This window comes from Enterococcus mundtii (assembly GCF_002947535.1).
In the GTDB taxonomy this organism is placed as follows: domain Bacteria; phylum Bacillota; class Bacilli; order Lactobacillales; family Enterococcaceae; genus Enterococcus_B; species Enterococcus_B mundtii_B.
Window position 1 is genome coordinate 113698 of sequence record NZ_PUAP01000002.1, and the last position, 14271, is coordinate 127968.

A 14271-nucleotide genomic window follows, 5' to 3' on the forward strand; every position below is an offset into this window, starting at 1 on the left:
CTTCTTTCAATATATCACATCCCGATTGCACAACTGCTACTCACCAGGGACTAAATTTTCTACAAGAGTGTATTAACGTGTGACTTCTCTGATCGTTCTGTTCTTTACTTTGTCCTGGTATGGTGTGGTTTGGTTTGGTAAATTCCAATTGAGTGTGTATAAATATAAAAATAAAGTCCCTGGCAAATAGCAGTTGTGCAGTCTGACTTAGTTTTCCCTACTTGTGTTACCAAACGTGTTGATTACTCTATTACTTTCGTTTTTTCTCAACAAAAGTGACCGAAAAACACATTCTAGAACCAGTTGATGGCTTGAATGAATACTCCCAGCCATATTTTTCAAAAAGCTGTTGTACGATAAACAATCCTAAACCAGAACCTCCAGTGTCTCGACTTCTGCTAAAATCCGGTCGATAAAAAGGTTGGAAAATCTTACTTAATTCCTCCTCCGTAAGTATCTGATTCACTTCATTTTCAATCACTAATTGTTTCCCATCAAAAAACAGACTGATTTCTCCCTCATGCTTCGTATATTTAAAAGCATTACTTAGTAGATTATCTAAAATTTTATCCATATCATTTTTATTACCGATGATTTTCTCTCCTTTTAGATTGACGACTAGTTTTTTCTGTTCTGCTTCAGCAAGTATTCGGAAAGAAGTCAATTTATGTTCGATCATTTCTTTGATTGAGACTTCTTCATAGACCACATCATCTGAAGGCAAATTGTTTCTTGAGGCAAAGAGGATATTATTGATCATTTCTGTTTGTTCTTGCAAAATATTTTTACAAACTTCTAAATATCGCTCTCTGTCTTTAAATTTTCCAACATTATAGATCATGCCATCAATCAGCCCCATCAATGAAGCAACAGGTGTTTTCAATTCATGAGAAGCGATTTGCATAAACTCTGACTTTGCTTGTTCTAGTTCTTTCGTTTTGGCTACTTCACGCTCTAAAACATCAATCGTTTGAATCAAAGACACATACAATTGGTTGATATCTTGCGCTAAAAGTGAGATTTCGTCCGTACCTTTGACATCACAACGAATATCCGCATCTAATTCGATCATTTTTTCTGTTACTTTGGATATCTCTTTGATTTTTTTTGTCGAATAAATACTATAGTAGTAAGCGCCGACTCCCCCAATGATCAGTGAGATGATGATGATGAATGGATATAAATGAAGTAACACTTGGCTAGCTTCTGCGACTGGCTGCATCGAATACATACCAATTAAATAATAAGCGTTTCCTTCTTTGTCAGTGACTTCTTGAAAAAGGCTCATTTCATCAGACAAAAAACTTGTCACTGAATAGTCAAGATTCACATCAATGAAGGGGCCAATGACTAGACCATCCTTATTCATCAGCATGATATCAAGACTTTGTTCTCTTCCAAGCCAGTATTGATCAACAACTTTTTGCATTGTAGCTAAATCTTTATTTTCGATACTTTCTGCTACTTGATTGAACTCCTTGTTTATTTCGTTCAGCTTCATTCGTTCATAGTAGACAGGCATCGTAAAATATAAAACGATCAACGAAAGAATCGAAACTAGAAAAATGATGATCCCAGAAAACAGAAAATTTTTCAGCATGATACTCATGGGGTGTCCTCAAGCTGGTAGCCTCTATTTTTGATCGTTTTTATTGATAAAAGTGGCATTTTCTTTCGGATATTTTTTATATGATTATCTAATATTCGATTTTCCAAATGATATTCATACGACCAAACTTGATACACTAATTGTTCTCGCGTGATGATTTTTCCTTTGTTTCTTATTAAAATCACTAAAATATCATACTCTTTTCTTGTTAAATGGATTTCTTCCTCTTGGTATTTTACAAGACCACCATCGAGATCAATCGCGTACTCCCCAATAGTGATGTGGGGATTTCCTTGATTCATCCGAAACACATTTTCGATCCGTTTGATCAAAATAAGTGGGGAAAAAGGTTTGACGACATAGTCACTGATCAAATGGGAAAAACTGAGCAACTGCGTATATTCATCATCCAAGGCAGTCAGCATGATGATCGGCACATCCGACGTTTCCCGAATTTTCTTTAAAACATCTGTCCCCCTTATTCCAGGCAACATAATGTCTAATAGGATCAAATCAAATGTTTGCTCAGCAAAAGCTTCCAACGCCTGTTCGCCACTCCTTACTGAATAAACTTCATACTTGCGTTCTTTTAAAAATTCCGTCACGATCTGATTGATCATATATTCATCTTCAACAACTAAAATTCTTTCCATATAGCTCTCTCCTTATTCAAAGCGTAATGCCTCGATAGGGTTTAATTTCGATGCTTTCATCGCTGGTAATAGACCAAATATCACGCCCATCAGGGAACAAAACACTAAGCTACCGACAATGGAAATCATTGACACGATATAAGGATAATCCAGTGATTGCGTAATCGCATAGCCACTTAGCAAACCAATAAGCACACCTAGTACCCCACCAATCAAAGTCAGGACGACCGCTTCTACTAAAAATTGTTTTAAAATTACTTTTCTTCTTGCGCCGAGTGCTTTCTTTATTCCGATTTCTTTCGTCCTTTCCGTGACAGAGACCAACATGATATTCATCACACCGATTCCACCCACTAATAATGAGATACTTGCTATACCAGACAAAAGAATAAAACTTGACTGGTTCATTCGTTCCAATTCTCTGGCAAATTCTTTCAGATTCATCACCCCATACTCATAATCGGATGGTGGGACCTGTTGATTGAGAATCTCTGCAGCTTTTTCTGCAGCGCCTTGTAATTGATCGGTATTATTTGTTTGGATCGTGACAAGCGGTACAATATCCAACTCATCAGATAGTTTATGCGCTTGCTGCAAAGGAACATAAGCTCTTTTCTCAAAGCTAAATAGATTACTACTATTGGGATCTAACTGAAATACACCTTGAACTTTGAATGGCACTCCATTCACTTCGACAAACTGTCCGATTCCTTCTTCATTTGGAAATAATTCGTCATACAAGGAATCTTCCAGAAAAATTGCTTGTTGTTGCTCTTTGAAAGCTTGAGAAGCAAATCCTTCCCCTTTGATGAAATTTAATTGCTCCAAATCCTCAACAGATGAAGTGACAGCAGAAACTTTGGCGTCGGCTCCTTTTGCTTTCCTGTAGATTTTTCCATCTTTTTGGTAAGACAAACCACTTGCTAAGACTTCTGGTATTTCATTGATTTGCTTTAGTACCTCTTCGCCTAAAAATGGAAAATATAAGGATTTTTTTTCTTCCTTGTCAGACAGGATTCCACCAGACATAAGGTTCTGTTGGAAAGCACTTTTTCTGTCATATTGGATATTCATTGTATTATTGTTACCACCAATCATCTCTCGTTTCATTTTTTCGGTGTTTCCGCCGATGATACTGAAAATCGAAATAATGGCAGCAATCCCAATGATGACACCTAGCATAGTCAATACCGAACGCATCTTATGAGCAAAAATCGATTGTAAGGCAAATCTGATTTCTTCCATTCTCGATCACCTCACTTCATTTTGTTCGTCGCTGATTATTTGACCATCTCGTAAAGTGATCGTTCGCTGACATAACGCTGCGATTTCTGGCTCATGGGTAATTAGAATAATCGTTTTTCCTGCTTGGTGGAATTCCTTAAAGAGATCCATGATTTGACTACTGGTTTTTGTATCAAGTGCCCCTGTCGGCTCATCACCTAAAACAAAACTAGGGTTAGTCACTAAAGCTCTCGCAATTGCGACACGTTGCTTTTGTCCTCCTGATAATTCCATCGGTTTGAATTCACTTCGATCCTCTAACCCTACTAATTGCAGCATATCCAAGGAACGCTTACGCCGCTCTTTTTTATTGACTTTTTTATACGTTAATGGCATTTCCACATTTTGCGAAACGGTTAATTTTGGCATGAGATTGAAATTCTGGAAAACAAAGCCGATTTTTGCATTACGAAAATCAGCTAATGAATTGTCCGCTAACGTTTTGACATCCGTTCCTTCAACGATATAATCCCCTGATGTAGCCGTGTCCAGACAACCAATGATATTCATCAACGTCGACTTTCCTGACCCCGATGGCCCCATGATTGCGACCAATTCTCCTTCATTGATTTGCAAAGAGATATCTTTAAGGACTTTTAGTTCTTTCCCGCCTTGCCAATATGACTTCTGAATGTTGTTAAGCGTCAACACTTGCACCAACCTCCATTCCCTCGACCATCCCTGTTTGAGGCAGAGCAAGCTGATCTTCAACAGTCAATCCTTCGACTATTTCTGCGAGTTCATCATCCATAGGATTGACCTTTACTTCATGCTCTTTGATCCGATCATTTTCTACTTTCCATACATAATATTTTCCATCTTTTTCCATGAGGTATCTTTGGTTGATGATCACTTTTCCTGACACAAAATCTTTCGGTAAAACATTGACATACACATTAGAACCAATCAGTGGCATCTCTTCTTTTGGATCGATCTTAACTTTATAAGGAAACTTAGATAAATTAGGATTCTCTTCTTTTTGATCCTCTTGTTTTTCATCACCAGTTAAGTTTGCCACCTGTACAATATTTCCTTGCCAAGTTTTCTCTGGGTCTTTACGATCCATGATTTCTACTCGTTGATCGACAGCGACTTTTTCACGATCAAATTCAGTGACTTGACCATCCACATACAAGTTGGAATCATCAAGGATCTCCATAAAATTATCTTCTTTTTGACGTTCTTTTGATTGATTGACTAAGTCACGATTCAACGATTTGATTCTTCCTGAGTGATCAGCTGTCACTGTGTCTTCATTCAGTCGTTCTTTTTCGTTTTCCTGAAGTAACTGTGCCCTTCTTAATTCTGTTTCGGCATTCTTCACTTCATTGTCGCCAGCAATAGCTTCTGCATGTAGACCAGTGATTTCTCCTTCTAATGCTTTGATCGTACTTTGTAACTCTTCGGATTTTTCCTTCGCATAATCCTGTCTTGCTTTTCCAAGCTCTGCTACTTTTTGGTTATGTGCCGTCCATTTTTGATTTGCAGTCACTCGTGCTTGTTCTACCGCTCTAACTTTGATTTCTACGTCCATTTCAGCTTCCACAACTTTTCTCTGTTGATCCGTTTGGTATGTAAACAAAGGTTGCCCTTTTTCTACGACATCTCCTTCATTTACCAGAATATCTTTCACTGTTCCTCGTTCTGGATCAATTTTGATTTTGTTGCTATTGTTTGGCATGACTTTTCCTGCTAAGATCAAGTTCCCTGCTTTTACTTCATCGATGAGGGATTTAACAGACCGGGCTTCAATATTTGTTTCTGAATTTTCTTCTTTTGTTTTCCCACTAGAAGCAACTATATTGATCGCACCAACCACTAGTAAAACGGTGATGACTGCTACTGGAAAATACCACTTTCGATTAAATTTTTTTCTTTTTTTTTGCTTCATACACCTACTCCTTCATTCAGATCAGTCATTAAAAAAGTGCTCTTATCACCTTCTATCCAATGGTTACTCTTCTTTTTCCGACACTTCTTCATCAAACTCTTGAACAATCATTCCATTATCCAAAACTTTTTCTGTTCCTTCTTTTCCATCCACGGTTATTTTTCGTTCACTTTTTACTTTTGGCATCTCTGATTCACTTGTATCTTTGGTCACTGAACTGCATGCTGCTAAAAGACCGATAGAACATACTAATACCAGATAACCTTTATACTTTGTTCCTTTTTTCATCATAAAAAACCATCCTCTTCTATTTGTTTTAGTTATGTTTCTCTTGTTATATTTACTATCATACATAACAGACCTATTCTCTTTCTAAAGCTAATCTGTTTTTTGTGTAATTTTTTTGGTAATTTTTTTTGAACAAAAAGATAGCGCTTTTTTATAAACAAAAAACAATCCAAACGATTGTTGGATTGTTTTGGCTAAATTGAGATATTCTACTATTATTTTGATTTTTTATTAACCATTTGTTAAATCATAACTCTCTTTCAGCAGATAGAAGAGTTGTTTTTCTACGACTGTGCCATTCAAAGCTACACTTATCCAATGGTGTTTATTCATATGATAAGCAGGATAATAGCCTTTACTCTTTTTCAGGATGGAGATGATTTCTGGATCTGCTTTGACATTGACGAGGGGAACTTGACCTTCGCCTTCTATACCTAATTTGTCTTTTTCAACCGATACGATCAAACCAAACCATTTACCTGTCGATTGATGTCGGAACACGATATAATCTGGAAATTTTCCAAAAGGATGATCCATTTGGACACCTTCCAAGGTAGTAGCAAAATCGATAAGTGTATCTGTCAAATCCATCGGTCAGTTCTCCTTTCTACCATTAAACTAAATTTAGTGGTCATGAAATAATTCAATCCATCCTCTAAGTTGATTCTAGGATTTATTCGATCAGATTGACTAATTTCTTAACATTGTTCGTTCTGTTTTATCTACTCAATCACCAATCCCAACCCCGCCGAAATAATGATTGCTTGTTCCTGATTGACGATCAGTCCGCGAAGTAATTCCAATGACAGGTTGATTTGAGAAAATGTATTCGTTGTAAAATCTAATCCTTTCAGTGGCGTATTAACCCAATTTGAGCCTGAAAGGTCATTGTTTTCTACTACTAGATCTTTCCAATTGCTATCGAAAAAATCAGTATTTTTCAATTGATTGTCGCTAAATCGAACGAACTTCATATTCGTGTAGCTAAAAGAAGACAGGTTTGCCACACATTCTTCAAAGACGCAGTCTCTTAAAAAGCTGTCAGAAAAATTGGTTCCAGTCAGTTTGCATTGCTTGAAATGCACACGATGAAAACTTGCGCCAAACCATTCTAAATTTGAAAAATCACACTTCTCAAAAATGACATCGCTACATTCAAACCGCTCCAAACGAGTTTTTTGCATCGCTAATTTTTTGATATGGCTATTTTTCAATACGATATTGCGAGAACTAAGATAACTTTGATCTTCCCCTTCAGAAAAAATACCTGAAAAGGTTGTTTCATCTTCTAGGTAGAAGGGACTTTCAACTAGTTCTGGTAGCTCTGGAGAAGCAATTTTCTTTGCCATACATTCAGCTCCTTTTTATCTGTTTGTTTTACTGTCCTTATCATAACAGAATAAATAAAAGATAACGTGATTTATTTCATAATTAAACCTGCTTTTACTCGTATCTCCTGATGAGCGATTTAGCTTTGATCCTTGCAGGAATTTGACAATGAAATAGCTTTCACCGTACACTATAGTTAACTAGTATTTTATTGTTTAAATAGGATATGTATCTTTCAGGAGGCTTTTATTTTGACTAATTATCATTCCAAACCATTCACATTCCTACGCTTGGCGTTATACACCCTTTGCAGTTTAAATCTATACTACCAATTCATTACAAATTCGATCTTTACTTGGGCGCTTTATTTGCTTGCAATGGGATTTGTTGCTTATGACGTTTTTGATATGATCAAGACACGGAAATAATGGATCAACGAAATGTTTATTTTATAAGTATGAAAGAATCAAGCTAAGCAGAAATGTCTTAGCTTGATTCTTTTAGTTCGTATTAGTGTATTGAAAATCTGGATTCTTTATGCTTTTCTCATTGTGGAAGTTACATCAAACTCTTATACAGTTTAATGATTTCTGGTACTGAGGTATCTCGTGGATTTCCTGGTGTACATACATCTCGAAACGCATCTTCTGCAATATTCGGCAGATCCTCAGCTTTTACACCTAGTTCAGAAATTGTTTCAGGAATTCCGACATCCTTACTTAATTGAGCGACTGCCTTGCAAGCGGCATCGCGTACTTCTGACAAGCTCATTTCAGTTGCTTTTGGAATCGCCAACGCTTTAGCTATTTCACGATATTTTTCAGCTGTAAACTCCTTATTATACCGCATGATCGTTGGTAGTAATGTCGCACAGGCAACATCATGAGGTATGTTGTACCAAGCGGACAATGGATGCGCCATACCGTGGACTAGGCCTAACCCAACATTAGAGAATCCCATTCCTGCAATGTATTGACCTAAAGCCATTTCTTCACGAGCTTCTATTTCACCGACGACTGAATGACGCAACGAGCGCCCGATGATTTCGATTGCTTTGAGGTGAAGCATATCGCTCATCTCCCAAGCACCTTTTGTAATCAATCCTTCAATGGCATGAGTCATCGCATCCATTCCTGTTGCTGCTGCCAATTCTTTAGGCATGCTCATCATCAAGTCACTATCCACAAAAGCAACCAGTGGAATATCATGAGGGTCGACACACACGAATTTGCGGTGATTTTCTTCATCTGTGATCACGTAATTGATCGTCACTTCTGCTGCTGTGCCAGAAGTGGTTGGAACAGCAAAAATAGGTAAGGAAGGATTTTTAGTATTCGCAACGCCTTCTAAACTGAGTACATCTGAAAATTCAGGATTCGTGATGATCATACCGATTGCTTTTGCTGTATCGATCGGTGATCCCCCACCGATTGCAATGATACAGTCAGCAGTTGTCTCTTTGACAAATGCTACCCCTTGCTTCACGTTTTCGATGGTTGGATTTGGAATGATCCCATCATAAATTTGATACTCGATTCCTTCATTATCCAATAATCCAGTTATCTTTGTTGCAACCCCAAACTTGACAAGATTTTTATCAGTTACGATTACTGCTTTTGTGAAACCTCTATTCTTAAATTCTAAAGGGATGTTGGAAATAGCTCCTTTACCAAAATAAGAGGTTTCATTTAAGATCATGCGATTCACTGTCATTTGTTTCATCCTTTCGTTCATGCGATTTTCTTCACTCTATTTATATCGTGGACCGAAATATTCACAGGCACGATAGTCGGCACTTTCGAGGTCTTTTGTCCCAAATCCACTAAAGACATGTGGTCTGAAAATCCGTTCTTCGGAAACATTATGCAAGGCAACTGGAATGTGTAACATACTTGCTAGTGTGATCAATTCGTCGCCGATATGACCATGTACTGTTGCACAATGATTCGATCCCCAATGGTTCATGACTTCATACACTGTTTCAAATCCTGGTGAACCTAAAATCGGTGCAAACCAAGTAGTCGGCCATGTTTTATCTGTTCGTTCATCTAAAACATGATGGATCTCTTCATCTAATACACAGGTGTATCCTTCTGCAATTTGCAGTGTTGGGCCGACACCATCTACAATATTGAGTCGGATCATGGTGACTGGCATTTCTGCATTCGTTCTGAAGTGGGAGGAAAAACCGCCACCACGGAAATACTCATAATTTGCTCGACACCAATCTGTGGCTTTTAGACAGTTAGTGATATCTTCTTCTGTCATATTCCAGAATTCTTTCATCGTTCCATGGCCGGTTTCATCTTTAGCTGCTGCTGTTCCATCTAAGGCAGATGCACCTGAATTGATCAAATGAAGAATACCATTCCTAGCGTGACCGGTTAATTTTTTGCCAGTTGTCTTCTCCACAGACTCTGGGCTCCAGTAGGTTCGAACATCTGAAAAAATAGGTGATTTGTTTGTCAATAGTGTCCCAAATAGCATAGAAACTGCATTCAAGGTGTCATTCTCAGTCGCAAAAGCTGTCACTGGTCGTGGGCCGTTCCAGTCAAAAGTCGAAGCCATGATTGCTTCCGTAAAATCACCATTCGGTAGCCAATCTGTCCATTGCCGCTGTCCTTGGAAGCCGCCAGCGATGGCATCTCGTCCTCGAGCTTCTTCCTCCCAGCCGAGTTCTGCTAACTTTTCATTCCCAAACATGATATCGCGAATGATGATTGCTTGTTTGGCAATAAATTCCCAATCTTGATCCGCAGGTACGACTTTAGATTTGGTGATGATGTCTGGGAAGCTTTTACCTTCGTTGATATCGATTCCTTCTTGGCAATTCTCTTTTATCCAACCCAATGCTTTTTTGTATTCTTCTGGATCATAGATCTCAAGTGACATTCTACGTAGTATTTCCGTCATATCCACAAATTCGATTGGCATCCCTAAATACTCTGTAAAAAATTTGCTATCCACTTGTGAACCGGCGATCCCCATACATGATGAGCCAATATTTACGTATGATTTCCCTTTCATTTGACCGACAGCAAATGCGCCACGTGCGAACGATAGGATTTTACGTTTCACATCAATTGGAATGGTGTTGTCATCTAATTCCTGGACATCATGACCATAGATTTTAAATGCTGGGTAGCCTTTTTGTGCATATCCTGACATCGCGGCAGCAAGATAGACTGCTCCTGGTCTTTCTGTCCCGTTGAAGCCCCAAATCGCTTTGATCGTATCTGATTCCAGATCCATCGTTTCCGTTCCATAACACCAACTTGGCGTCACAGATAATGTCGCTATGATGTTCTCTTTAGAGAATTGGTCACGTACTTTTCCTGCATCTCCGCGCCCACCAATTGTTCGGTCTGCAATCACACATTGTACGGGGGTTCCGTCGGCATAATACAAGCTACTCTCAATCAATTGCTTTGCTTCTTGCGCCATGGTCATTGTTTTTTCTTCTAAGGATTCTCTGACTCCTCCTTGGCGTCCGTCAATCACTGGTCTGATACCGATTTTAGGATAATTCTTCATATGATCTATTCCTCCTATTTATTGATAAAGTAAATCTTGGATCTCTTGAGAATCAATATTGTCTTTGTTGTACCATTCCACACCGGTATCGACATCACTTGCTGGTTCTCCTTTGGCTGCTTTCACTGCTAAGGACACCGCCTCATAACCTATTTTTACAGGGTTTTGTGTGACTGATCCGTAAAACCGCTCATTTCGAATCGCATCTTGTTGCAATGCTCCTGAATCAAAGCCAATGGCAATCACTTTATCCTCTGTGATACCAATGCGTCCACCTAGCCCATCATCCGCATTGATGATTGATTTTGCGCCATATTCATTCGAGCCATAAACACAGATGATGTCCGATTTTTCAAGTAATGCTTGCGCCTCTGTTTTTCCGGCAGCATCAGTTACTTCAGCGGGTACACGTAATTCGATCACTACTTTTGCATCCTTTTCTTGGATGTCATTTCTAAATTTATCATGCCCAGTGACTGCTATTTTTCCCTGACCAACCCCACTATCTTCTTCTAGCAATTCGACCATCTTATCAATAAATCCACCCGTTCTTTGTGAGATCGAAAGTGAATTCACTTCTTGAGAAACAATGCCGATTCGAGAGACATCATTTGCCGCAATTCGCTCTTTGATTGCTTCATACGCATGTTCTGCGGCAATCGCACCAGCCTTATAATTGTCAGTGGCAGCGGTTGCCTTTACTGCCCCATCTGGAGCATCAGGTACACCAGAGTCAAAGCCAATGATTGGAATCCCTTTACTTTGTGCTTGTCGTATCGCATCCAATTGCGCATTGGTATCTAACGCTGCTAATGCAATGGCTCCTGGATTTTTATTGATCGAATTATTCAACATTTCAAGCTGTTCCGCGATAGCTGTTTCATCCTTTGGTCCAACGAAGTTCATCCGAACACCATGTTCATCTGCAGCTTGTTGGGCACCAGACTGTACTGCTTTCCAAAAATCATGTTGAAAGCCTTTGGCAACGACTTCGATTACTGTGCCATCACCTGAATTCCCAGAGCCAGATGCGCTATCCCCATTACTACAACCAACGATCCCCAACAAGACACTTACTCCTAGAACGAAACTCCACATACGTTTTTTCAATTTGATTTCCTCCAAACGTTTTTTTGTTCTAAAAAATAGATAATCGATTATTTTGCTTTTTTGCGGTTACGATAGATATCGACATAAACGGCAATTATCACAACAAACCCAGTGATAAAAATTTGGTAATGAGGTTGTAAATCAAGATAAGGCAAACCAATTTTTAACACAGTCATGATGAATACACCGATCATCGTTCCTAAAATCGAACCGACCCCTCCGCTTAAAGAAGTACCTCCGACTACTACAGCCGCAATACCATCCATCTCAAATCCCGCGCCTGCTCCTGGCATGATCGTGGTGTATGTTGCGGCATAAGCAATTGCTGCAAGTCCTGCAAAGAAACCGGCAATCACATACGCGGTTGCTTCACTTCGGACAATGTTCACTCCTGATAGGCGAGTTGCTTCACTATTACTCCCTATTGCAAAGATATATCGACCGATTTTTGTCTTATTCAAAACGATTGCTGCAATAATGCCCATTACGAGTAATAAGATGACACCAGTCGGGAAATTATTTCCCGTCCGAAAAATCGACTTGTACCAACCATCCCCGCTATCCCGTAACGGGAATGTTTCGGTTTGGACGTTTGAAAGAATTGAACTTAACCCTCGGGTGATCATCATCGTTCCTAGAGTAGCGATAAAAGCTGGTAACTTTAGTTTCGCCACCAATAGACCATTCAACAGACCGAATGTCGTAGCCATTGCAATGATGGCTACTAAGGCGAGCCACAGCGGAGCGCCAAAACGGTTATAGATGACACCTCCTGTTATCGCTGCACACATCATATTCGTACCAATCGACAGATCGATTCCTCCAGTGATGATGACGAATGTTACCCCTAAAGCTAAAAATCCAACGTAATAAGAGGCGTCTAATATACTGGTCAATGTGTTGCTCGTACGAAAAGCTGGACTCATAAAAGCAAAGAATCCATAAATCAAAAATAAGACGATCAAAATGATCAATTGCTGCAATCCGATACGACCAATGATCGATTTTAGCCAACTATTTTTTTGAGATGGTACATTTTCTAGTTGATTTTCCATCTAAACAACTTCCTCTCTCAATGTTGCATAATATAGAATCTTTTCTTGTGTTGCTTCCGATATTGCCAATTCAGCTGTTTTCTTACCTTCACACATGACAATGACTCGATCGCTCATTCGCAAGATCTCTGTCAATTCAGAAGAGATCATGATGATCGATTTACCCATTTTCGTTAACTCTGTCATTAACTCATAAATATCACTCTTCGCGCCCACATCGATCCCTCGTGTTGGTTCATCAAAAATCAGAATGTCACTGTCTTGTTCCAACCATTTTGCAATGACAACTTTTTGTTGGTTTCCTCCAGATAGATTGCGAATCAGTTGTTTGCCTGAGGGTGTTTTGATCTGAAGAGATTTGATATATTTTTGACTTTCTTGTTCAATCGATCGATCATCGATCAATGCACCACGAACATACTTATCTAAATCGGTCATGACAATATTATCTGCCACAGACATACCAACGATCACTCCATATTGTTTTCTGTCTTCTGATAGATAGCCGATACCATGTGCCACTGCATCTTTTGGCTCTTGGATCTCAACTTTCTCTCCATGGATAAAAATTTCTCCATTGTCTCGTGTATCGGCTCCGAAAATCAATCTGGCCATTTCCGTACGTCCGGCTCCCATCAAACCAGAAAAACCAAGAATTTCTCCTTTTTTCAACTGGAAGTTCAAGTCTTTTACACGCTTTCCGATGCTCAAGTTTTTAACTTCAAGTACCGTTTCGGCATCATCCGGTATCTCAGAATCAGATTTGGGATCTTCATAAATGACGCGGCCGACCATCATATTGATGATCTCGTCCTTTGTAGAAGATTTGGTGTCGATCGTCCCGATGTATTCGCCATCTCGCATAACCGTTACTCGATCAGTGATTTGTTTTATCTCATCCATCCGATGAGAAATGTATACGATTCCAATTTGACGTTTTTTTAAATCATCGATGATTTTAAACAGTTCTTTTATTTCTGAATCAGTAAGGGCCGCTGTTGGCTCATCAAAAACAACGATTTTCGCATTCATTGAGATTGCTTTGGCAATTTCTACCATCTGCATTTTTCCTACGGTTAGATTTCCAACCTTCTCTTTTGGATCGATATCCATATTCAGCCGATCGAACAAAGCTTGCGTCTGTTTGTTTATTTCATCATCATTCGTAAAAAAACCTCTCATTGATTCTCTACCGATAAATACATTTTGCGCAACTGTCAGATGATTGATCATGTTCAACTCTTGATGAACGATGACCACTCCGGCATCCATTGATTCCTTTGGACTTTTGAATGCCACTTCTTTTCCATCGTAAACGATCGAGCCAGTATCTTTCCCATGAATTCCTGTTAAAATCTTCATGAGTGTCGATTTGCCAGCGCCATTTTCCCCCATCAATGCGTGAACTTCTCCTTTTCTCAACTGAAGTTCAGCATTCTTTAACGCTTGTACAGGACCAAAATTCTTGGAAACATCTTTCATATCCAATATCGTCTCCATATTATTCCCCACTTCCTA

The 14271-nt window shown here is 39.0% G+C and carries 14 protein-coding genes; 1 reads left to right on the forward strand and 13 read right to left on the reverse strand.

Translation table 11 applies throughout. From position 1 onward, the window contains the following. Positions 1-250: 250 nt before the first annotated feature. The 8 genes from CUS89_RS00600 to CUS89_RS00635 all read right to left on the reverse strand — a co-directional run bounded on the left by CUS89_RS00600 (position 251) and on the right by CUS89_RS00635 (position 7074). Positions 251-1609 (reverse strand): HAMP domain-containing sensor histidine kinase, encoded by a 1359-nt coding sequence (locus tag CUS89_RS00600; RefSeq protein ID WP_104870627.1) that lies wholly within the window; start codon positions 1607-1609, stop codon positions 251-253. After that, positions 1606-2262 (reverse strand): response regulator transcription factor, encoded by a 657-nt coding sequence (locus CUS89_RS00605; RefSeq protein WP_104870628.1) that lies wholly within the window; start codon positions 2260-2262, stop codon positions 1606-1608. The genes CUS89_RS00600 and CUS89_RS00605 overlap by 4 nt, the downstream gene beginning before the upstream one ends. 12 nt (positions 2263-2274) lie before the next feature. Next, positions 2275-3507, reverse strand: a complete 1233-nt coding sequence (locus CUS89_RS00610; protein WP_104870629.1) for an ABC transporter permease — start codon at positions 3505-3507, stop codon at positions 2275-2277. Positions 3508-3513: 6 nt separating this feature from the next. Then, positions 3514-4197: an ABC transporter ATP-binding protein gene (locus tag CUS89_RS00615; RefSeq protein WP_104870630.1), complete on the reverse strand. Its 684-nt coding sequence runs from the start codon at positions 4195-4197 to the stop codon at positions 3514-3516. Next, positions 4184-5437, reverse strand: a complete 1254-nt coding sequence (locus CUS89_RS00620) for an efflux RND transporter periplasmic adaptor subunit (RefSeq protein WP_104870631.1) — start codon at positions 5435-5437, stop codon at positions 4184-4186. Before CUS89_RS00620 ends, CUS89_RS00615 begins: the two co-directional genes overlap by 14 nt. Before the next feature lie 63 nt (positions 5438-5500). Further along, positions 5501-5728, reverse strand: a complete 228-nt coding sequence (locus CUS89_RS00625) for a hypothetical protein (RefSeq protein ID WP_104870632.1) — start codon at positions 5726-5728, stop codon at positions 5501-5503. A gap of 228 nt (positions 5729-5956) precedes the next feature. After that, positions 5957-6316, reverse strand: coding sequence for an MmcQ/YjbR family DNA-binding protein (locus CUS89_RS00630; RefSeq protein ID WP_104870633.1), 360 nt, complete (start codon positions 6314-6316; stop codon positions 5957-5959). 131 nt (positions 6317-6447) lie between these two features. After that, positions 6448-7074, reverse strand: a complete 627-nt coding sequence (locus CUS89_RS00635) for a pentapeptide repeat-containing protein (RefSeq protein WP_104870634.1) — start codon at positions 7072-7074, stop codon at positions 6448-6450. A 231-nt stretch (positions 7075-7305) separates the two neighbouring features. Between CUS89_RS00635 and CUS89_RS16000 the strand changes: the two genes are divergently transcribed. Next, positions 7306-7482 (forward strand): hypothetical protein, encoded by a 177-nt coding sequence (locus CUS89_RS16000; protein WP_019724362.1) that lies wholly within the window; start codon positions 7306-7308, stop codon positions 7480-7482. Positions 7483-7612: 130 nt separating this feature from the next. Here CUS89_RS16000 and fucO read toward each other — a convergent pair whose 3' ends face one another. From fucO to CUS89_RS00660, 5 genes are read right to left on the reverse strand one after another with little or no spacing between them, the layout of a single operon-like run. After that, positions 7613-8767 carry a lactaldehyde reductase gene (fucO, locus tag CUS89_RS00640; protein ID WP_104870635.1) on the reverse strand — a complete coding sequence of 385 codons (1155 nt, stop codon included), beginning with the start codon at positions 8765-8767 and terminating at the stop codon, positions 7613-7615. A 36-nt stretch (positions 8768-8803) separates the two neighbouring features. After that, entirely contained in the window at positions 8804-10588 is a 1785-nt protein-coding gene (locus tag CUS89_RS00645; RefSeq protein ID WP_104870636.1) for an L-fucose isomerase, read from the reverse strand. Positions 10589-10606: 18 nt separating this feature from the next. Further along, a complete protein-coding gene (locus tag CUS89_RS00650) occupies positions 10607-11698 on the reverse strand; it encodes an ABC transporter substrate-binding protein (protein WP_258082358.1) in 1092 nt (363 codons plus the stop codon). Positions 11699-11745: 47 nt separating this feature from the next. Further along, positions 11746-12753: an ABC transporter permease gene (locus CUS89_RS00655; RefSeq protein WP_104870637.1), complete on the reverse strand. Its 1008-nt coding sequence runs from the start codon at positions 12751-12753 to the stop codon at positions 11746-11748. After that, positions 12754-14253 (reverse strand): sugar ABC transporter ATP-binding protein, encoded by a 1500-nt coding sequence (locus CUS89_RS00660; protein ID WP_219843327.1) that lies wholly within the window; start codon positions 14251-14253, stop codon positions 12754-12756. It abuts the gene before it with no gap. Positions 14254-14271 lie beyond the last annotated feature (18 nt).

Bases quoted from the DNA above. Each gene is read 5' to 3' on its own strand.
- CUS89_RS00645 (WP_104870636.1), bottom strand. From the start codon at position 10,588: ATGAAGAATTATCCTAAAATCGGTATCAGACCAGTGATTGACGGACGC.
- CUS89_RS00610 (WP_104870629.1), bottom strand. From the start codon at position 3,507: ATGGAAGAAATCAGATTTGCCTTACAATCGATTTTTGCTCATAAGATG.
- CUS89_RS00620 (WP_104870631.1), bottom strand. From the start codon at position 5,437: ATGAAGCAAAAAAAAAGAAAAAAATTTAATCGAAAGTGGTATTTTCCA.
- CUS89_RS00660 (WP_219843327.1), bottom strand. From the start codon at position 14,253: ATGGAGACGATATTGGATATGAAAGATGTTTCCAAGAATTTTGGTCCT.
- CUS89_RS00635 (WP_104870634.1), bottom strand. From the start codon at position 7,074: ATGGCAAAGAAAATTGCTTCTCCAGAGCTACCAGAACTAGTTGAAAGT.
- CUS89_RS00605 (WP_104870628.1), bottom strand. From the start codon at position 2,262: ATGGAAAGAATTTTAGTTGTTGAAGATGAATATATGATCAATCAGATC.
- fucO (WP_104870635.1), bottom strand. From the start codon at position 8,767: ATGACAGTGAATCGCATGATCTTAAATGAAACCTCTTATTTTGGTAAA.
- CUS89_RS00630 (WP_104870633.1), bottom strand. From the start codon at position 6,316: ATGGATTTGACAGATACACTTATCGATTTTGCTACTACCTTGGAAGGT.
- CUS89_RS00600 (WP_104870627.1), bottom strand. From the start codon at position 1,609: ATGAGTATCATGCTGAAAAATTTTCTGTTTTCTGGGATCATCATTTTT.
- CUS89_RS00655 (WP_104870637.1), bottom strand. From the start codon at position 12,753: ATGGAAAATCAACTAGAAAATGTACCATCTCAAAAAAATAGTTGGCTA.
- CUS89_RS00625 (WP_104870632.1), bottom strand. From the start codon at position 5,728: ATGATGAAAAAAGGAACAAAGTATAAAGGTTATCTGGTATTAGTATGT.